The sequence below is a fragment of the Pedobacter sp. A2324 genome, from assembly GCF_059693705.1.
In genome coordinates, this window is record NZ_JCASSK010000005.1 from 355268 (window position 1) to 376301 (window position 21034).

The 21034-nt window shown below is 39.3% G+C and carries 19 protein-coding genes and 1 riboswitch; of the genes, 7 read left to right on the plus strand and 12 right to left on the minus strand.

Going from position 1 to position 21034, the window contains the following annotated elements; translation table 11 throughout:
- Positions 1–22: 22 nt before the first annotated feature.
- The 3 genes from AC570I_RS16655 to AC570I_RS16665 form a co-directional block, all read right to left on the minus strand.
- Positions 23–1267, minus strand: coding sequence for a homoserine dehydrogenase (locus AC570I_RS16655; RefSeq protein ID WP_497406374.1), 1245 nt, complete (start codon positions 1265–1267; stop codon positions 23–25).
- Between the two features lie 131 nt (positions 1268–1398).
- Positions 1399–2457 (minus strand): homoserine O-acetyltransferase family protein, encoded by a 1059-nt coding sequence (locus AC570I_RS16660; RefSeq protein WP_497406375.1) that lies wholly within the window; start codon positions 2455–2457, stop codon positions 1399–1401.
- Positions 2458–2484: 27 nt separating this feature from the next.
- Complete coding sequence (locus AC570I_RS16665) at positions 2485–3816, minus strand: O-acetylhomoserine aminocarboxypropyltransferase/cysteine synthase family protein (protein ID WP_497406376.1); 1332 nt, start codon at positions 3814–3816, stop codon at positions 2485–2487.
- A gap of 286 nt (positions 3817–4102) precedes the next feature.
- Positions 4103–4213: riboswitch (SAM riboswitch) on the minus strand.
- 213 nt (positions 4214–4426) lie between these two features.
- Here AC570I_RS16665 and AC570I_RS16670 point away from each other — a divergent pair.
- Positions 4427–5434, plus strand: a complete 1008-nt coding sequence (locus AC570I_RS16670) for a hypothetical protein (RefSeq protein ID WP_497406377.1) — start codon at positions 4427–4429, stop codon at positions 5432–5434.
- Between the two features lie 52 nt (positions 5435–5486).
- Here the strand turns inward: AC570I_RS16670 and AC570I_RS16675 are convergent, their stop codons facing one another.
- Positions 5487–7757 carry a glycosyltransferase family 4 protein gene (locus tag AC570I_RS16675; RefSeq protein WP_497406378.1) on the minus strand — a complete coding sequence of 757 codons (2271 nt, stop codon included), beginning with the start codon at positions 7755–7757 and terminating at the stop codon, positions 5487–5489.
- 140 nt (positions 7758–7897) lie between these two features.
- Here AC570I_RS16675 and ku point away from each other — a divergent pair, with 140 nt between their 5' ends.
- Positions 7898–8668 (plus strand): non-homologous end joining protein Ku, encoded by a 771-nt coding sequence (gene ku / locus AC570I_RS16680; RefSeq protein WP_047800529.1) that lies wholly within the window; start codon positions 7898–7900, stop codon positions 8666–8668.
- Between the two features lie 61 nt (positions 8669–8729).
- Here ku and dnaB read toward each other — a convergent pair whose 3' ends face one another.
- Positions 8730–10295: a replicative DNA helicase gene (gene dnaB, locus AC570I_RS16685; protein WP_497406379.1), complete on the minus strand. Its 1566-nt coding sequence runs from the start codon at positions 10293–10295 to the stop codon at positions 8730–8732.
- A gap of 196 nt (positions 10296–10491) precedes the next feature.
- Here dnaB and rlmB point away from each other — a divergent pair, with 196 nt between their 5' ends.
- On the plus strand, positions 10492–11259 hold the full coding sequence (rlmB, locus tag AC570I_RS16690) for a 23S rRNA (guanosine(2251)-2'-O)-methyltransferase RlmB (protein ID WP_497406380.1): 768 nt from the start codon (positions 10492–10494) through the stop codon (positions 11257–11259).
- 82 nt (positions 11260–11341) lie between these two features.
- On the opposite strand, the gene AC570I_RS16695 is transcribed toward rlmB, so the two are convergent.
- The 3 genes from AC570I_RS16695 to AC570I_RS16705 form a co-directional block, all read right to left on the minus strand.
- Positions 11342–11554, minus strand: coding sequence for a hypothetical protein (locus tag AC570I_RS16695; protein WP_047800526.1), 213 nt, complete (start codon positions 11552–11554; stop codon positions 11342–11344).
- A 158-nt stretch (positions 11555–11712) separates the two neighbouring features.
- Positions 11713–12090, minus strand: a complete 378-nt coding sequence (locus AC570I_RS16700; protein ID WP_497406381.1) for an SRPBCC domain-containing protein — start codon at positions 12088–12090, stop codon at positions 11713–11715.
- A 76-nt stretch (positions 12091–12166) separates the two neighbouring features.
- Positions 12167–13357, minus strand: coding sequence for an acyl-CoA dehydrogenase family protein (locus AC570I_RS16705; protein ID WP_497406382.1), 1191 nt, complete (start codon positions 13355–13357; stop codon positions 12167–12169).
- Between the two features lie 112 nt (positions 13358–13469).
- Between AC570I_RS16705 and folB the strand changes: the two genes are divergently transcribed.
- Positions 13470–13838 carry a dihydroneopterin aldolase gene (gene folB, locus AC570I_RS16710; RefSeq protein ID WP_497406383.1) on the plus strand — a complete coding sequence of 123 codons (369 nt, stop codon included), beginning with the start codon at positions 13470–13472 and terminating at the stop codon, positions 13836–13838.
- 3 nt (positions 13839–13841) lie between these two features.
- On the plus strand, positions 13842–15251 hold the full coding sequence (locus AC570I_RS16715) for an FAD-binding oxidoreductase (RefSeq protein WP_497406384.1): 1410 nt from the start codon (positions 13842–13844) through the stop codon (positions 15249–15251).
- A gap of 55 nt (positions 15252–15306) precedes the next feature.
- Here AC570I_RS16715 and AC570I_RS16720 read toward each other — a convergent pair whose 3' ends face one another.
- Positions 15307–15747 carry an acyl-CoA thioesterase gene (locus AC570I_RS16720; RefSeq protein ID WP_497406385.1) on the minus strand — a complete coding sequence of 147 codons (441 nt, stop codon included), beginning with the start codon at positions 15745–15747 and terminating at the stop codon, positions 15307–15309.
- 116 nt (positions 15748–15863) lie between these two features.
- Between AC570I_RS16720 and AC570I_RS16725 the strand changes: the two genes are divergently transcribed.
- Together AC570I_RS16725 and AC570I_RS16730 are read left to right on the plus strand one after the other, a co-directional pair.
- Complete coding sequence (locus AC570I_RS16725; RefSeq protein ID WP_047800520.1) at positions 15864–16298, plus strand: Hsp20/alpha crystallin family protein; 435 nt, start codon at positions 15864–15866, stop codon at positions 16296–16298.
- Between the two features lie 239 nt (positions 16299–16537).
- Positions 16538–17854 carry a nicotinamide mononucleotide adenylyltransferase gene (locus tag AC570I_RS16730; RefSeq protein ID WP_497406386.1) on the plus strand — a complete coding sequence of 439 codons (1317 nt, stop codon included), beginning with the start codon at positions 16538–16540 and terminating at the stop codon, positions 17852–17854.
- 57 nt (positions 17855–17911) lie between these two features.
- Here the strand turns inward: AC570I_RS16730 and AC570I_RS16735 are convergent, their stop codons facing one another.
- From AC570I_RS16735 to AC570I_RS16745, 3 genes are all read right to left on the minus strand, one after another.
- Positions 17912–18610: a LytR/AlgR family response regulator transcription factor gene (locus tag AC570I_RS16735; RefSeq protein WP_497406387.1), complete on the minus strand. Its 699-nt coding sequence runs from the start codon at positions 18608–18610 to the stop codon at positions 17912–17914.
- The gene (locus tag AC570I_RS16740; RefSeq protein WP_497406388.1) at positions 18607–19623 is read right to left on the minus strand and encodes a sensor histidine kinase; all 1017 of its coding nucleotides are present in this window, start codon (positions 19621–19623) and stop codon (positions 18607–18609) included. The genes AC570I_RS16735 and AC570I_RS16740 overlap by 4 nt, the downstream gene beginning before the upstream one ends.
- Positions 19624–19810: 187 nt before the next feature.
- Complete coding sequence (locus tag AC570I_RS16745) at positions 19811–21034, minus strand: ABC transporter permease (RefSeq protein ID WP_497406389.1); 1224 nt, start codon at positions 21032–21034, stop codon at positions 19811–19813.

Sequence of the window (21034 nt, forward strand, 5' to 3'; positions counted from 1 at the left end):
TAAAAAAATTAACCTTAAAAAATTATATCGAAGCCAGTTCGGCTGAAAATACATTTTCAGCAACTTGCTCTTGCTTATAGATTTGTCTGCCAGTATAAGCTACAAACGTGGTTTTATCTAATAAAAGGTCCCGATTTTTAATCAGGCTTCCCAGGCTTACTGTTCCGATAATATATTTGTATTCATTTGCAGCATATCGCTCACTAATGTCATCAAACTCAAGCAAATGTACCAGCGCTTCGTCTGCATAACGTAGATAAATTTCCAGTAAGATATCTTCCGTATGATTGACCTTATTTTCCGAGTGATATTTTTTATACTCATAACGATAATCATACCTTAATGCTGCAATGTCTGAAAGAACTGCAGCACCTGTTGGATGTCCGCCCGCTCCCTTGCCGAAGAAAAATTGTTTGTCGGCAAATGCTGCCTGTACCGTTACAGCATTATATTCATTTTCAACATTATAGAGGAAATCGTCTTTGGCTACGAGCTTAGGAAGAACGTAGGTAACTACATCGCGGGTATTCACTTTACGTGCAGTAGGTACCAGTTTAATTTTAAAGTTTTTCTCCCGGGCATACTTGATGTCGTGCTGGGAAAGGTTTTGAATGCCTATGTTTAAGATAGCATCTGGATTTATAAATAGACCATATGCATGTGAGGTGGCAATGGCTAATTTGTACTTCGGATCATATCCACCCACGTCAAGAATAGGATCTGTTTCAGCAAAACCTAAATCCTGAGCTTCTTTTAATGCTGCGTCATAACTTTGATTTTCATTAAAAATTTTCGAAAGAATGTAATTCGATGATCCGTTAAAAATGCCACTCAATGCATGGAACAATTCGTTATCATAATATTCTTCCAGGTTTCTGATAATTGGTATACTGCCGCAAACTGCACCTTCGTAAAGTAAAGATGTTCCGTGTTCTTGCTGTAAGGCGACTAATTCTTCCAGGTGTGTAGCGATCATCTTCTTGTTAGCCGAAACCACGTTCTTGCCATTCTTTAAAGCAGTAGTTACAATTTCATATGCAGCGTCTGCATCATTGATCAGTTCGACAATGGTGTTAATTTCTGAATTATTTAAAATCTCATTCCGATCTGTTGTAAATAAATCCTTATTTAGGGTGCGCTTCTTCTTCGGGTCTTTGATTGCAATTTTAATGATTTCCAGGTTCAGGTTCTGGCTCTGGATAATATCCAGTAAACCCTGTCCTACAACTCCAAAACCAAATAAACCTATTTTTAAATTCTTACTCATGTTGTTTTATTGTATCAGATAGCGGGCATCCAACTCGAGAGTACCTTGATCATTTGACTGGTATGCCGCTGAAATGTTTTTTTGTTTAATTTATGGTTATAATTTTCTATTTTAATCGCCTGTTTATTGATTTAAGCGGTGTGTTGCAGCTTAATGATTTTCTTGTTTCTGCTTTCTTTAATAAATGTCCCGATGATATTGGTTAAGGCATTTGTTTCAATTAAAAAGCCGTCATGTCCATATTGAGAACTGATGGCGGCGAACTCCGCATTTTCAATATGATCAGCCAGGTATTTTTGCTCAGAAATCGGAAACAAAAAGTCGTTCTCGATACCGATTACTAAGGTGTTTGATTTGATTTGTTTCAATGCTTCAGCGATACTCTTCCTGTTGCGCCCAACATTGTGGCTGTCCATTGCCTTTGTGAGATAGTAATAGCTATAGGCATTAAAGCGGTTGGTTAATTTTTCACCCTGGTAATTCTGGTAAGATGATGCACGGAAGTGATCGGTTTTCTCATTTACACTTTCAACCTGTGTACTTCCATATGCATTATAGGTTCTATAGCTCAGTAATGCAATACTCCTTGCTGTTTTTAACCCTTTCAAGCCACCGCCCGGCTGATTAGCATAAAAGGTCCTATCGCTGGTAATGGCCAGGCGCTGACTTTCATTGAAAGCAATTCCCCAGGGAGAATGCACTGCGTTTGTGGCAACCAAAATCAGGTTCTCCATTCTAGCGGGTTCAGAAATGGCCCATTCTACGGATTGCTGTCCGCCCAGCGAGCCCCCGATTAGGAGTTTAATATCTTCGATGCCCAGGTGTAAAGCAAGTAACTGATGTGCTGATACAAAGTCCCTGATGGTAAACTGCGGAAATGACAGATAATATGGTAATCCGGTGGAAGGGTTTATACTTAGCGGGTTTGTGGTGCCATAGTTGGAACCCAATACGTTGGCGCAAATGATGTAGTGGTCATTCGGATTAAACAAGGCGTTTTGACCAAACAAGCCTTCCCACCATTCAAAAACATCGGCATTAGCTGTTAATGCATGGCAAACCCAGATGACATTATCCTTATTGCTGTTTAATTTGCCATAAGTTTGATAAGCGATTTGCAGATTCCGGATTTTCTTGCCGTTTTCTAATTTGAATGCTTTGTCGTAATGATATGTTGAAACTGTGCTCATTGTAAAATGTGATATGAGAAACTTTAACTAGGCCTGTAATGAATCAGATGATAAATTGATGTTTATCGCAGCAAATGCCTGTTCAAAATCAGATTTGATATCGTCGATGTGTTCAATACCTACAGAAATCCTTAGGGCATTAGGTTTAACCCCCGCGGCTAACTGTTCTTCTTCACGTAATTGTTGATGGGTAGTGGCTGAGGGCTGAATAATTAGCGTTTTGGCATCGCCAACATTAGCAAGGTGTGTAACCAGCTTTAAACTATTAATTAATGCTGTTGCCGTTTCCTTTGATCCGTTTAGCTCGAAAGATAAAACTGCGCCAAAACCATTACTCAGGTATTTTTTTGCCAGATTATTGTATTTGCTGCTAGGCAGGCCGGGGTAGGAGACTTCTTTAACTGCAGGATGGTTTTCCAGCCATATAGCCAGTTCAAGGGCATTATCAACATGCCGCTGAACACGAAGGGACAATGTTTCCAGACCTTGTAAAAGAAGAAATGAATTAAATGGGGAAAGCGCCGGACCAAGATCTCTTAGTCCTTCTACGCGTGCACGGATGATGAACTGAATATTTCCAAATGGACCATCAACACCAAACACATCGCTGAAAACCAAGCCATGATATCCTTCGGATGGCTCACTGAACTGAGGAAATTTTCCATTCCCCCAGTTATAATTACCTCCGTCTATAATCACTCCGCCAATACTTGTCCCATGTCCGCCTATCCATTTAGTGGCAGATTCGACCACGATATTTGCACCATGCTCCAAAGGTTTAAATAGATAGCCTGCGGCTCCAAAGGTATTATCAACGACCAAAGGTAATTCATATTTTCTAGCTATTGCGGCAATTTGTTCGAAATCAGGCACACTGAATGCAGGATTACCAATGGTTTCTAAATAAATTGCTTTTGTCTTTTCCGTAATTTTTTCTTCGAATTCTTCAGGTCTGTCTGGATTAGCAAAGTCTACCTGGATTCCCAGGCGTTTAAAAGCAATCTTAAACTGGTTGTAGGTGCCACCGTAGATATGTGATGAGGAAACCAGGCTATCGCCAGCTTCCAAAATATTATTCAATGCAATAAACTGCGCTGCCTGGCCGGATGCTACCGCTAAAGCGGCAACGCCTCCCTCTAATGCGGCAATACGTTTTTCAAAAACATCGTTAGTCGGATTCATAATCCTGCTGTAGATATTACCAAATTCTTTTAACGCAAATAAGTTAGCACCATGCTCGGCACTTTTAAAACCGTAAGAGGTGGTTTGATAGATAGGAACAGCTCTGGACCCGGTTGTCGGATCTATTTCCTGTCCTGCGTGAATTTGTAATGTTTCGAATTTATATGGAGTTGACATTTCTGAATTGTTTGAATGAGTGAGTATTTAATTTAAAGGAGGTGGATAATGATTTGATCAGTAAAGATCATTATGCTTAATCCAGTCAGGTTGCGTATCCTGGTATGCCAGGACCTTCCAGTTTGAAACAGATACAAAAAGGGAAGATTTATAAACTTACTGCATGCAACAGCACATACAAGTACTCATTCTAGGGGTACTGCAAAGCAAAGAGAAAGCGGTAATGTATGATTTACTTAACTTAGATTCGCCCTGCGATTGAAGATATAATGTTTTCATCAGTTAAAATTTATATTTCCAAATAACACCATGTTAATTGGTCTGGAATTGGCACCTTCTCTTTCTGAGGGTTGCCAGTGGGTCTCTGAGCCAGTCTCTCGCCACTTCTTTATAAATCAATCCGATTAAGATTGACTTTTATTTAGCTCGTCTGCCAAATAATATTTCAAATATCAGAATTAAAAATTAAATGACAAAATTAAATTCTGAAAATTATTCATTCATATGATCAGTTGCAGATTGTTGAGGTGCTTTCAACCTCACTGTTCCAGTGTTAACAAAAAATTAATAGTTAAAATACTATGTTTGTGTTACCTATAATCTATTCATTATGAAAAACACTAAAAATATTTGTTTTACCATCCTCTTTATGGTGGCAGGATTCAGTAAATCTAATGCTCAGTTCGGTGGTTTAAAAGACAAGTTGTTACAAATGGGAGCTGCTAAAGGTGCTAAAGCTTTGGGCGTAGATCAGCTATTAAAGCAACCTGCAGCAATTACAACTTCTTTTGAAGATGTAGATAGGGAAGGGGAAAAATTGCCGGAGTTCAACTCAGGGGTAAAATTTCAACCTTTATATTTATTGCCAAAAAATTCTGAAGGAGGATACGTTTTATGCGAAGGCTTTTATGAGATGACCAATAAAAGCTATTGCTTGAAAGCAGGAACATTTGCACCATCAAAAGGCGATGGATACATGTTTGCACCTGTACTAGGACCAAAAGAAGAAGTTGTTGTAGCCATTTTGAAAAGCGCAGAAAAACATCCTGAGGTAAACCAACATGATATTCAGTCACTGTTATGGACTATCATCGCCAGAACTATGTTTGCTGACTACTCGGGATCGGTAAAAGTTACCGCACTTCAACTGCTCAGCACAAAGCAGCTTACCCAATTAGAGGGTGGAGCACTCGGGATATTGCCTTTTGATGTGATGGAAAAAGCAAAAGATCAGCTTCCATCGGGTGTTCGCACCGTTTTTGAGGCAGAAAATAACATTCGCCAACTGGTTTCATCTGGCAACTATACCTATGCCGATCTGGAGAAATATGCAATTGTTGCAGGTATGGCGCCTCCCAGATCCGACGTCCCAAGCGGTATCTGGACAAAACATCCGGATGGATATTATATTCGATATTTTCCCTCAGGATATGCAATCACAAAAGTTCAGGTATATGTACCTAAAGAGCTAATGGCAAATGGGCAGAAAATTATATATGATGCAGCGGGCGACATTGCCTGCCCTGCGAATACAGGGTCACAGCGACTGGCTCAAACAAACGAGCCATTAAATGCAGATTATTCAATCAGAATAAACACAGCCTGCAAACCAAAATAAATAAAAAAGCCTGTCTTACGTAGGCGAGACAGGCTTAAATAGTAATATTCTTTTAACTAACTTTCCCTTGCTCTACCAGGGGGGAAGACAGCGTTTGGTATTCTGATTCAGCTGCTTTTAACACCGCCAGGTGAGATATAAAGTAAGCCAGTGTACTCTCTGCTCCCTGATTTCTATTTACGCTATTGAATTGAAGACCATCAGCACAGCCATTTGTTTCAAAGTCATATAAAGGGATGTGTAAACTATTATTGCCTAGAAACCATTCATAACTGGTGTGCATGAAGCTTAAATACTGATCATCTTTGGTGATCTCAAAAGTTTTTGCGTAAAGTAGTACCATCGCCATGGTTTCAATTGCCTGCTGATCGTAGATTGGATTTTTACCATGTTTTTTCATCCAACCGGCATTGCCGACCGGATTTAAATATCCGTTTTCAAATGAAAAAGTATTTAAGAAAGCAATACTTTCCATTGCAATACGATAAGATTCAACATCACCAGTAGCTTCCGAATGATATAAAAGTGCCAGTGGCAGAATGGCATTATCATAAGTCAGGATATCTTCATACCAATGCCATTCTCCATCTTTATTTTTAGCGTAGGCTTCTTTCAAAGAATTTGCCAATCTGTTTATTTCTCCGATTAGCAACTCATCGCCTCGGTGTACAGATAAATAATGAGCCAATCCTATAATGGTATTCGCCATGCCACGCAAATATTTCAGATCCTTAAAATGCATAATGGAGTGCGAGAATAATTCCCTTCCGAACTCCCGGTAAGAATTATTTGGAGCTGCAGATATCAGGTATCCCAGCGACCAGATTGTTCTTCCAAAAGAATCCTCAGAGCCCACTTCATCCAGGTAATTTCGATTGAAACTTAAAAAATTTCTAAAATTACCATCTTCACACTGCATATACTGGATAAAACTCAGATATACAGGCATTAGTTTCACAGCCTTTTGGTTTTTATCTTGCTCGTAGGCCATCAACGTCATAATTAACGCCCTTGCATTGTCATCTATACAATATCCCTCTTTCAAATTGGGAATGCCAAAACGTGCATGCTGAATGATCCCGGTATCATCTGTTAGCAATGAAATATGGTTCAGGTTCAATGCAGGCATTCTTTCCACATCGATAATAGGAGGGATGGAACGCTTAGGTTTCCTGTCATCTGTAAGTGCACTTTCAAGTGTTTCCAAATATACATTTCCAATTTGTGGCCAACGTAAATTCAAGCCATATTGGTAGGCGTTATTTTTCAGTTTAAGGTGCTTTTGTTCGTCATTCAACAGTTCCTTCAGGATTTCGGCAAGCTGCTTATCATTTTTAAAGTCAAACAATCTCCCTCTATCATCTGCAAGTAATTCCTGTGCATGCCAGTATGGTGTAGAAACAACAGCTGCACCGGCACCAACCGCATATGATAAAGTTCCGCTGGTAATTTGTGCCTCATTTAAGTAAGGGGTAATGTACAGATAACAAGCGGTAAGGTATTGATGTAATTCATCCTCAGATACAAATTTATTAACAAAAGCGATGTTTTTCTCTACTCCCAGATCTTTAGCAAGTGTTTTAAGGCTATCGCGGTATTCTTCTCCATTGTGCCTTACCACCCCTGGATGTGTGTTGCCGAGAATCACATATAATACTTCTGGATGTTGCTGGACGATACTTGGAAGGGCTTTAATAACAGTTTCCAGGCCTTTATTTCGGCTGATTAGACCAAAAGTAAATAGCACTTTCCTTCCTTTAAATAACTCGCTTCGTGAAACTTCATTATCCATTAACGGTTCTAAATCCGGAACGCCGTGCTCAATTAATTTAATAGCAGTTTTCGGAATCTGATAGATGCTAGTCAGGAATAAAACTGCCTTTTTACTCATCACCACTATTTTCGAGGATTTTGCAGCAATTTCTTTGATAATAGTTTGCTGCATAAAATTCGGTTCTTTTAAAACCGTATGTAAAACCGTAATAAATGGCTTCTTCAATCTGTTGATAAACGACAATAAAAATACGCCGCTATTGCCACCATATATACCAAATTCATGTTCGATGATACAGGTATCAATCTGACTGTTATTGATAAAATCTGCGGCTTCTATATAATCCTGTTGATTCTGTTGTCTGATTACAAATTTAACTTCTTCCGGGTATGCATGTTCATCAAGACTTTCAGATTCGTTCAATGCAACAACAAAACTTTCGCTGGCTTCATAGGAAGGATTTAAACTTAAAGCATTAACTAAATTCTGATTAAATGTGGCTAATCCACATTCACGTGGCGGGTAGGTGGAAATATAGGCGATCTTCATATGTACTTTTATAGATTAAATGCACATTAATAACATATTTATTGGGTAAATGGTTTTAAAATACGCTTTTTAATCAAAATAAGAGTAAAACAATATGTTTTAAGTACATGTTATTCATGCACATTTAAATATATTAGCTCATGAGATCGATTTGGAAAGGTTCAATTGGCTTTGGTTTGGTAAATATTCCGGTTAAATTATTTTCCGGTGTACAGGGTAGTCATCTGGATTTGGACATGTTGGATGAACGCGATCATGAAAAGATCAGATTCCAGCGGGTAAACGAGAAAACCCACAAAGAGGTTCCTTTTGATAAAATTGTAAAGGGTTACTTTCTAAAAGACAGGTATGTTATTCTGGATAAACATGATTTTGAAGAAGCTTCGCCAGAGAAGACGAAGATGATTGAACTGGAAAATTTTGTTGACATGAAAGAAATTAATCCTGTTTACTATGAAACTTCCTATTACACCGAACCTGAAAAACAAGGTAGAAAGGCTTATGCATTGTTACTGAAGGCACTTGAAAAATCCGGTAAAGCCGGTATTGCGAGGTTTGTGTTGCGTAATACTGAAAACTTGTGTGTTATTCATCCCATGCAAGGCGTTATTGTAGTCACGAAGATCAGATTTGAACAGGAAATCAGAAATTTATCGGAGATTGAAAAGGTAGAAGACATCACCATCACTAAAAAAGAAATGGATGTAGGATTGGCTTTGATTAAGCAGTATACCTCGAAATTTGACCTTAGTGCGTTCAAAGACGACTATAGTGATGAGTTACTTAAAATTATCAAAGCTAAAGCAAAAGGTAAGCGCGCCACAGTTAAGAAAATGAAACCACAGAAAGCATCGGGTGATGATCTTTACGAGCAGTTGATGCAAAGTTTAGGAGCAAAGAAAGGAGCTTAAAAAATCATAAAAAAAGGAAAAGTTTTAGCTTTTCCTTTTTTGTTATAATACCAGCTGGGTATTAAAACGGTGGATCATCATCATTATATTCGTCCATTTTTGAAGGACGGATAATCACATTACTTTGTTTCTCAAAATCCTGAGAGGGATACATGCCCGCCGACGGATCAGCAGCTGCAAATGAAGTAGGAGCAGCAAAATCTTCTTCTAAATCGGCAAACTTTACAAACTTACCAATGAATCGTAAGGGCACAATGCCAGTTTCACCATTACGGTGTTTAGCAATGATTACTTCACCTATACCGGCTTGTGAGCGGCCCTGCTCGTCTTCGGTAATACCATAATATTCCGGACGATAAAGGAAAAGTACCATATCGGCATCCTGCTCAATAGATCCCGATTCACGTAAATCGGATAGCATGGGGCGTTTACCTTGCAGTCCGGGTCTGCTTTCTACAGCACGACTCAACTGCGATAAAGCAAGCACAGGAACATCTAGCTCCTTGGCTACAGATTTTAGTGCCCTTGAAATACTACCGATCTCCTGCTCACGATTACCGCCACCTTTACCGCCTTCACCTTTTCCATGCATGAGCTGAAGGTAATCGACAATAACCAATTGAATATCATACTGAGACTTTAATCTTCTGCACTTTGCCCTGAACTCGAAAATATTCAAAGCAGGGGTATCGTCGATAAGCAGCGGAGCTTCCGTTAACCTGCCGATTTTACTATGTAGCTGCTGCCATTCCCATTCCTGTAAATTTCCCTTTCTTATTTTTTCCTGTTCAATTTCTGCCTCTCCGGCAATTAAACGATTCACCAGCTGGACTGATGACATCTCCAATGAAAACACCACGCAGGGCTTCTGGAAATCCACAGTGGCATTTCTTGCACAGGTAAGTACAAAAGCGGTTTTTCCCATCGCAGGACGGGCTGCTATGATCACTAAATCCTGTTTTTGCCATCCACCTGTAATTCTGTCCAATCCGGTAAAGCCCGTAGGCACTCCAGTTAATCCATCAGTCTTGGTTCTTAGTTCTTCCAGATTTGCAAGAGATTGCTTGATGATATCCTCCATTTTCTGAGTATCCCTGCGGAGGTTGTTTTGGGCAATATCAAAAAGTCCTTTTTCTGCGTGATCAAGAAGATCGAAGATATCAGTTGTATCTTCGTAAGCGTTCGTAATGATGTCCGTAGAAATCCGGATCAGTTCACGCTGTATATATTTCTGGGAAATGATACGGGCATGAAATTCAATGTTAGCTGCAGAGGCTACACGATTTGTAAGATTGGTGATGTAATATGCGCCGCCAACCATTTCAAGTGCACCCATTTGACGTAATTCCGATGTCACCGTTAAGATGTCTACCGGTTTTGATTTCTCAAACAGCATATGTATAGCTGCAAAAATCTTCTGATGGGCCTCATGATAAAACACCTCAGGTTTCAGAACATCGATTACAGCTGATAGGGCATCTTTTTCAAGCATCAGCGCACCTAACACCGCTTCTTCCAAATCCAGTGCCTGGGGAGGTAATTTTCCCATTGAGCTTACCGTTTTGCTTAGTCTTGCTTTGCGCGCTGATATGCTATTTTTTCCGCCTTGTTCGTTATCCATACTCATTTTACAAAAGTAGTTAAATTTTGACGCGATTGGCTGAACAAGTTACTAGCTGTTTGTTAACAAATTGATCGCGAATAAGATTTGTTTATAGGGTTTTCCATCGCTCAACACTTTGTGAGCTATAAATCGTTAATAAAGGGGATATAGATTATGCCTGAAGCATTAAATTGAATACTTTTGTAAAATATTTTGAAACATGAATAATTTTAGAAGACCGCAGAGAGCAAAAGAAAATAATGAATTTGTATTTGGTATCAGAGCCGTAATTGAAGCCGTAAAAGCAGGTAGAGATATTGAAACCATTTATCAGCAACGCGGTTTAGGCGGCGAACTGTTTCTTGAGCTTAAAGCACTTTTAAAAGACACGCTGATTCCGCTGAATTCTGTACCAGTAGAGAAGCTGAACAGAATGTCAACCAAAAATCATCAGGGGGTGATTGCTGTTATCTCTCCGATCACCTACCAGAATATTGAAGATATCGTTCCAGCCATTTTCGAAAAAGGGGAGGTTCCACTAATTTTGGTTCTGGATAGTGTAACCGATGTGAGAAATATGGGGGCTATTGCACGTACCGCTGCGTGTGTAGGTGTGCACGCCATTGTTGTTCCGTTGAAAAATGCAGCTCAGATCAATGCTGATGCCATAAAAACATCGGCTGGTGCACTGTTTAGCATCCCGATTTGCAGACATTCCAATCTTCATAAAACTTGTTTGTTTTTACAGGATAGTGGATTACAGATCGTAGCCTGCACAGAGAAAACAAATGATTTGATTTATGCACCTGATTATACCATGCCAACTGCAATTGTAATGGGTTCTGAAGATGAAGGGATTTCAAATGAGTTACTTCGGGTAGCAGATCATTTAGCCAAAATTCCTATGAATGGGAAAATTGAGTCGCTCAACGTCTCTGTTTCTGCCGGTGTAATTTTATATGAGGCTGTGAGACAGAGAACAGAGTAAAGCATAACAAACGCTGCTAAGAATACAATACATAAATAGTAATATTAAGAGAAGGCCATCTGATTTGTCAGATGGCCTTTTGCTATTTCTTTCTCGAAGTAACAAATACAACAACCCCGGCTATCAGTATAATTCCCCCGGCATAAGGTGGCCAGTTTACGCTTTTCTCTCGGTCAGCAGATATCTGTATTGGGCCAGCGTCCACAATCTTTTCCTTTTTTGTATAGCTGAAACCTGTCCACACCAACATGGCAATGCCAATTACGATTAATATGAGGCCTATAGTTCTGTTCATAGTTTTTATTTCATGAACAATTATACGTTTTAGATTGTTTTAAAATGACTGGCCTACTAAAATATTTCGGGCAAAATTGATCAGGGCTGTTCTGCATATAGCAATTGAAATGCCCGATAGCTAGATGATAAATTGCTTTGATTGAACGTAATTAATATCTATTCATCAAAGAAATCTACTAATCCTCCGAGGTAGTATTCTTCAATACCTTCCGTAAAATCTTTATAATCTTCATCAGGAATATTGGTTTGTTTAAACTCAAGTGATGTGCCTTTCTTATCCTCATGAAGTTTAATGGTTACGATTGATGGCTCACCATCCTCGCCAAAATACCATTGTTGTACAATTTTTTTATTTGGTTCAAATTCAATATTTTTTCCAACGATGTCTCCATCCCAGAAAGAGAACTCTGTACCTGGTTTTTCCTCAAATTCTACCTCCGCACCTGTCCACAGCTTGATACTTAAATCTTTTGTAAGCGCCAGATAAACTTCTTCAGGAGGTGCAGGGATGTAGGTGTATTTTTTAAAATCCATGAGCGATGTGCAAAATTTATTATATAATGTAAATTTAATATTTGGTAAAAGCTAGCGATTGCAAATATAAGCGATACTACTTAAAAGCATTTAATCCGGTTACATCCATACCGGTAATTAACAAGTGTATGTCATGAGTCCCTTCATATGTAACCACTGATTCTAAGTTCATCATGTGACGCATAATGGAGTATTCGCCAGTAATCCCCATGCCGCCCAACATTTGCCTCGCATTTCTGGCGATATCTAAAGCAATTTCTACGCTATTTCGTTTTGCCATGGAAATTTGTTCGGCAGTAGCTCTGTTTTCACTTTTTAATGTACCCAGTCGCCACGCCAAAAGCTGACCTTTGGTTATTTCTGTAATCATTTCTGCAAGTTTCTTCTGTTGTAGTTGAAACCCACCAATCGGTTTACCAAACTGTACTCGTTCCTTTGAATAGCGTAATGCCGTATCATAGCAATCCATAGCAGCGCCAAGCGCACCCCATGCAATACCATATCGCGCTTGATTTAAACAACCTAAGGGACCTTTTAGTCCACTAATTTCGGGGAACATGTTTTCTTTTGGAATCTTAACATTATCAAAAACAAGTTCACCGGTTGCCGATGCACGTAAACTCCATTTGTTGTGAGTTTCGGGTGTAGAAAAGCCTTCCATACCGCGTTCTACAACCAACCCGCGTATTTTACCGGCTTCATCTTTAGCCCAAACCACCGCGATGTCAGCAAAGGGCGCATTACTGATCCACATTTTAGCCCCATTCAATAAGTAATGTGTCCCCACATCTTTAATATTCGTAGCCATTCCCCCGGGATTCGATCCATGATCTGGTTCAGTTAAACCAAAACAACCCATAAGATCGCCACTTGCTAATTTTGGCAGATACTTTTTGCGTTGTTCCTCACTTCCATACGCATAAATCGGATACATCACTAAAGAGCCCTGTACCGATGCCGTAGAACGAATACCAGAATCTCCTCGTTCAATTTCCTGCATCAATATGCCATATGATATGTAATCCAGACCCGCACCGCCATATTCAACAGGAATAGTCGGGCCGAAAGCACCCAAATCTGCTAATCCTTTAATCAGATGTTTAGGAAATTCAGCTTTCTGGGCATAATCTTCTATTACAGGGCTAACCTCTCTTTTAACCCATTCTCTGGCTGTTGCACGAATCAATTTATGTTCTTCTGTTAATAACTCGTCCAATAAATAATAGTCTGGCGCCTCGTAAAGGTCTTTTTTTACTGATTTGCTCATCTTCGTTTTCTAATCTGGTTATTCAATCGGGTTCATTTCAAAGGTAACAATTTACAACATTGGGCATGAAATTCATTAATAAAAATTTAATTTAGCGGCATACAAAATACAAATGGCGAAACTGGAACAAATTGTTGCTTTAAAAGACGTGAAATGCTTCGCATTGCACGGCTATTATCCAGAAGAACAGCTGACTGGAAATCACTTTATTGTGGATCTGGAAACCCGTTTCAATCCGCAGGGCTTCGACGACGATCTGAGTGAAACGGTAAATTATGAGGATCTTAATGCCATTATATGTGCAGAAATGGAGAATACACAAAAGCTTTTGGAGACCGTTCTCAATAATATCATCTCAAAAGTTGTTGACCGTTATCCCTTTGTTGATGGGGTGGATGTAAGTATCAAAAAATTAAATCCACCAATGCCAGGACAAATCGGCCATTCTTTTGTTAAATTATCCTACACCTCAGACATTTAGAAAATGAGCTTCACCAAAATTAATACTGAAATTTTAGCCGAGATTCAGCTGGCTTTAGGCATAGAAAAGGTATTTACCGATGCAGATAGTCTGGACCAGTATAGTCATGATGAGACGGAAGATTTGCGTTATCAGCCGGAAATTGTGGTGAAACCTGTTTCGGTTGAGGATGTATCGCAGCTGTTGAAGATCTGTAACAGCCACAATGTTCCGGTAACTCCGCGTGGAGGGGGGACAGGATTAAGTGGTGGCGCATTACCAATTTATGGAGGTGTGTCTTTGTCAATGGAAAAGTTTAAATCAATCATTGAAATTGATATTAATAACTTACAAGCTACCGTTGAACCCGGTGTAATTACAGAAGATTTCATAAACGCCGTAGCAGAAAAAGGTCTGCTTTACCCCGTTGATCCGAGTAGCAAGGGTTCATGTTTTATTGGTGGAAATGTTGCACATGGTTCCGGTGGACCGAGAGTAGTAAAATACGGTACTATTCGGGAATATATACTTAACCTGGAAGTGGTTTTACCTAACGGAGAAATCATCTGGACTGGTGCCAATACCCTGAAATATGCTTCTGGCTATAATATCACGCAGCTAATGATAGGCTCTGAAGGTACCTTAGGTGTTGTTACAAAAATTGTGACCAAGCTTTTACCCAAGCCTACTCAATCCGTTTTAATGATGGGCTCCTTTAGTACCAACGAGGATGCCTGTGCTGCGGTCTCCGCTATTTTTAGGGCTGGGGTAACGCCCTCCGCATTGGAATTTATGGAGCGAAAAGGAGTAGAGTGGGTGATCAAATTCGATGACATCAAATTTGATTTGAAGGATGGGGTAGCCGCTTTACTGATGATCGAATTTGATGGTGATGATTTAGATGATATTTTTAAGAACTGTGAAAAAACCAACGTGGTGTTGGAAGAGCATCATTGTACAGAAGTGTTATTTGCTGATACCGCCACACAAAAAGAAGAGCTTTGGAGAATGCGCCGGACAATGGCCGAATCTGTAAAGGCGAACTCCGTATATAAAGAAGAAGACACTGTTGTTCCGCGTGCAGCGTTACCAAAGCTGATCGGCGGCATCAAAGAAATAGGAACTAAATATGGATTTGAAAGTGTTTGTTACGGGCATGCAGGTGATGGTAATCTACATGTAAATATTATTAAAGCCGGAATGAGCGATGAAGACTGGAAAGATAAATTAAGCTTTGGTATTGCAGAAATTTTTGAACTCACTGCCGCACTGGGAGGTACCTTATCAGGTGAACATGGCATTGGGTTGGTTCAGAAAGACTTCATGCCAATTAAATACTCCGAAATTCACTTGAATTTAATGCGTGGTATTAAGCGTGTGTTTGATCCGAATGGAATATTAAATCCAGGTAAAATCATGCCGGATACCAACTGATTATGAAGACTGCACACATGCAGAAGATCTGTGTGCAGTCCTTTTAATCAATATCTTATGATTCTAGCTGCTCGAATCCGAGCATCTTTCTCTTTTCAGCCTCTGGAATAGTTGTTGGCTTACCTGTTGCATAGTCGATGGCAATGCATACTGTTTTACCTTTGCTGCAAATCTCTTCTTCGGTCCCTCTTATCTTGACAATCTGGTATTCGAGATCGAAACTGGTATTTCCAATTCTGGATGTCTTCACATGAATAGCTATTTTATCATGCATAACCACTGGTGAAATATAATCAAGTTCGGCATGGGCAATTACAATTCCAGTTTTCTTCCAATCCCAATGAATAACCTCTTCCCAATACTTTGTTCTGGCAATTTCAAGGTAGGTGAAATAAACAGAATTGTTTACATGTCCCATCATATCAAAATCAATGAAGCGTAAATGAATGTTCGTTTTGAAGTTAAATTTGTCCGAAAAGGCTCTTATGTATGACAAATTGTCTTTTGATTTTGATTTGTTTTGCCAAAATGTCTTAAAAATCATAAATATTTGGTTTGGTATGTAAGTTGAATAAAGGTTAATATCAAATTAAAAAATAAAAAAAAAGAGATATGACACTAGTAAATTTTAACAACAGAACACGCAACACAGCTCCTTATTTTAACAATGTTTTCGATTCATTGTTTAGCGATGCGATCACTAAAAATAAAATGGTTGATAAATCGCCCAATGTAAACATACATGAAAACGGGAGTGCTTATGTAATTGAGTTGGCCGCTCCTGGTTTGAAAAAAGAAGATTTTCAAATCAACCTGAAAAAAGATACACTTTCAGTTTGGGCAGAAGTTAAAAAGGATGAATCCCAGGTTGCAAAAGATTTTACCCGTAAAGAATTTGACTACAGTTCTTTCGCAAGGTCGTTTAATCTACCAGAGCAAGCTGACGGAGATAAAATTACTGCTGAATATAAAGATGGTATCTTAAGCATCAATATTAGCAAAAAGGACAATACCGCATCACTGCACAAAGAAATTGTGGTATCGTAAATAAGATATTCCATGAGGGGATTTTCATAATAGTTTAGGTTTTTATTGTGGATCCTGGAAGGGCCGAAGGAGAGATAAGTGGTGTAGAATTGCCCTTAGGTTTCACAATTATTGAGGTTTAGGTTTATAAGGTTGGTATCGGATGATATCAACCTTATTTTTTTGCCTGCAGTATTTAGACTGATTTTAAGTTGAATTCTTAAAACTGCCTTAACATCAAAATTTTGTACTTTTGCCGCATGGAAAGAGAAATTCTGGATACTAAACGCAAAGCATTAAAAATTAATCTTGACCCTAGAATTTATGGTACTTTCGCCGAGATTGGGGCAGGACAAGAGGTTTCAAGGAACTTTTTTAATGCTGGCGCAGCATCTGGAACGGTAGCCAAAACCATGTCTGCCTACGATATGACTTTCAGTGATGCAATTTACGGCGCCGAAGCAAGCGGCCGCTATGTAAGTCAGAACAGACTGCTGCAAATGCTCGATCACGAATTCGGACTGCTCAATGAACGATTATCTGGTGAAAAGTACGAAAGCAGAACGTTTTTTGCTTTTGCCGATACGGTTACTACTTTAAATTATAAACGTACCAATGAGCCACATGGGTGGGTTGGACTTCGTTTTCAAAATGAACCTGGCGGAGCGCCGAATGAAATTTACTTCCACGTTCGTTTATTAGATACAGATGTGAGTATGCAACAACGGGTGTTGGGCATCATTGGTGTAAATTTACTTTATGCCGCATTTTACCACAATCAGGATCCCAAGCTAATGGTGGAATCGCTGGCCGATAACCTCACCATTGGCTCAGTTGAAATTGACCTGATTTCAGTTAAAGGTCCTGCATTTCCTGGTGTTGACAATATACTTCTTAATTTGTACATGATTATGAAGGATTTCTCAGCAGCAGCAATCTTCGATGCAGACGCACATCCGCGTCAGGCTAAAGATTTATTATATAAAAAAGATATCATGATTCTGAGGACCAAGTATGGACAGAAATCATTGCCAAACTTTAATTTATTTAATAAAGCTACAGATCAGTTTAAACGTACCAATAAAGTTGAGGATACTAATCTGGCCGTTATGATTGAAGTGTTATTAACAAATGTTTTAACAGATGATCAGGAGACGCCAGATGATATCGATCTGGAAGCGGTGGCCAAACGTACCCAAGACATGTGTGACACGGGGAATATTGTGATTGTATCTAACTTTACCCGCCATAACAGACTGGCGAAATATTTGGCCCGTTGTAAGCCGAAAAGTGTGGGGCTAGCCACAAACATCAATAACCTTAAATTTGTGTTTAATTCTACCAACTTCAAGGGCGAAAATTATTCCGGACAGCTTTTAAGTTATGTGAATGATATGTTTAATACCAATGTACGCCTCTTTGCTTACCCTTTCCTGGATAAAAAAACCAACGAAGTAATTACAACGGCAAATATGCCCATTACACCCGAAGCCAAACCATTATTTGATTTCTTACTGATAAACGGCTACATTACTGATATCAAAGATTACAGCGAAGATGAAGTAAAAACGGTGTAACAATTCGGAGTATTCGTCTTAACAGTATGCAAGTGATGCCCAGTGGGTTAAGGCAGTTTATTTTATTAGACGTTCAATTACACCTTTGAAGCTATCGCTAACGGGAAGCTCTTTTTCGCCTACAAAAACCGCATTTTTACGTATGGCGGTTATCTTTTCAATATTCACAATAAAGGATTTGTGAATTCTTTCAAAATTACCCGGTAACTCTTCTTCAATGGCTTTCATACTCATGCGAACTATAGCAGCCTTCGGACTTGTAAAAGTATGAATCTGAATATAATCCTTTAAACCTTCTATATAAGTGATTTCGGCAAAATTTACCTTCATTAAGCTGTATCCAACATTAACAAACATATAATCTTGCTTAGGCTGATGATGTTGCGTGACAGGCTGCTTAAGCTCAAACAAATCCCTGGCCTTATTACAGGCTTTCATAAAACGATCTAACGATACTGGTTTCATGAGGTAGTCTATAACGTCGAGCGCAAATCCATCAAGGGCATATTGTTTATAGGCAGTAACAATGATAACCATGGGCTTATTAACGAGGCTTTGAATAAATTGAAGGCCGGTAATTCCTGGCATCTGGATGTCGATAAAAATCAAATCGATGGGCTGTTCCTGCATGATCTTATTTGCAGCAAAGGCATCATCACAACTTGCTACTAACTCCAGAAAAGGGATACGACTAATGTTATCTGCCAGTAGTTGCAGCGCTAATGGTTCATCATCAATGGCCAGGCATCTTATCATATCGCTAATTTTAAAGTTAAGTTTACATTGAACCATCCATCATTTTTCTCAACAGCCAGGTGGTGGTTATTTCCATACAATAAATTGAGCCTCCGTGATACATTTGCTAACCCTATACCGGATGCCCCATCTTTTACCTCGTGTTCATCCAGACTGTACTTATTTCGAACCACAAAAGTCAATTTTTCGTCTTCGGTTTTCAAGTCAATAAAAATCTGGGGATTTTGGATCATGCCTACCCCATGCTTAAATGCATTTTCGATAAAAGGAATTAACAACATGGGCTCAATTTCGTCAAAGTCACTTTTAATAGCAATATTTGTTTCAATAGACACTTTCTTCCCAAATCGTTGTTTTTGCAAATCAATATAAGCCTGCAGGTACTCTGTTTCTGTTTTAATAGCAACTTTTTCCTCATCTGTCTCATAAAGCATATACTGCATCAGCCCGGATAGTTTCATCACTGTGGGTTCCAGTTCATTGCTTTTTAAGCGTACCAATGCTACAATGTTGTTTAATACGTTAAAAATAAAATGCGGGCTAATTTGTGAACGAAGAAAGGATAGCTCAGTTTTCATGTTTTCCTGTTCACGCTGCAAAACACGTTTTTCTTCGCTGATTCGGTCAGAAACCATGGTAAACGCCGTACTGGCGGCAATTGTTAACAAGAAAGTTGGCGTATTAAACCAAAGGGTTCTACCTAGGTTAAAGTCTAAATCAGGTAATAAGTTACGAAACAAGAGGGCATGGATTGTTATCGCCATCAGCAATGAGGCAACGAAAAATAAAGCATACAGCAGGTACTTTTTTCTGTAAAAAAAAGCTGGAATCAGAATCATGCTGTTCAGATAGAAAATGGCTATCCAGTAGAAGTAACTGATGAAATTAAGTCTTATAAATTGGGTTTCTTCATAATGAGTAAGCGAACGGGGAGGCCGTCCCCTGTTTACATTTAGAATATACGGTAGTGTAATCAGCACTACCCATACTAAAATGTGCAATGTCAATTTCATCCATTTGTTTGAAAAGTTAATGGTCATTGTTTTTGGTCTGGCAGTCTGCATGGCTAAGTTATTATTTATTCTCTTTTAATGATGATTTGGGATATGAAATAATTTCCTTTGACCACTCTTGCCATAGCAACGGAGTAGTGTATCGGAACAAGTAATCTCTCAACCTACAAGCCCCGATACTGGATTGCTACTCGTATCTTAATGCATCGATCGGATCTAGATTTGATGCTTTCTTAGCTGGATAATAGCCGAAGAAAATACCGGTAACGGCACATACAATAAAGGAAATAACAATTGAGGATTCGGAAATGAGGATTGGCCAGTTCAGGAAGAAAGAAATGAGGTAAGCAGAACTTACGCCCAGAATTACCCCTATAATACCGCCGGTGATACTGATTAAAATTGCCTCTATTAAAAACTGCATTAAAACATCTTGTCCCCGGGCACCGATTGACATACGTAAACCGATTTCCCTGGTACGCTCTGTAACCGATACGTACATAATATTCATTATGCCTATACCACCTATCAAAAGTGATATACCCGCAATTGCAGTCAACAAGACCGTTAACATACTACTTGTCGAGCTGATGGTACTGATCAGTTCAGCCTGTGTACGTACTTGGAAATCATCACTTTCTGCTTCCGTTAATCTATGACTTTCTCTAACCGCATCAGATATTTCGGTTGTAGCAGCGTCACTGCTGGCTTCAGTAGTTGCCGATGCGTAAATGCTTTGCAGATAGTTTGTTGCTGTAATTCTTTTTTGAACTGTGGTATAAGGGGCCAGGATAATATCATCCTGGTCTTGACCAAAGTTACTTTGTCCCTTTGCCTCCAGAACGCCGATCACCTGAAAAGGAATGCTTTTGAACCGGATAATCTGGCCAATCGGATTACTTCCATCAGGGAAAAGGTTATCAATAACTGTTTGCCCCAGGATACAAACCTTTGCGAAGCGCTTTACATCTTTATCTGAAAACAAAATTCCGTCGTTCAACTTCAACTGCCGGATATTGATATAATCAGTGCTTACCCCGGTGATGGTAGTAGGCCAGTTATACGCACCTTTAATCGCCTGCCCGCTGGTAGATACTACAGGAGATAAACCATTGATGTTTTTTGACTGTAGTTTTTCAATGGCGGTGACATCTTCCATCTTCAAAGTCTGTATGCTGCTTCCCTGTAAACGAACGCCTCCGGGCTCGTTACTTTGCGGCATAATGGTGATCGTATTGGAACCCATTCCCGAAAGTGACGACCTGATGCTTTGCTTCGAACCTTCACCAATTGCCATCATGGCAATTACCGCTGCAACCCCGATGATTATGCCCAGCATGGTTAAGAATGCACGGAGTTTGTTTCGCTGCAATGCTAAGAAAGCAATTCTTAATAAATTTAAAATGGCCAT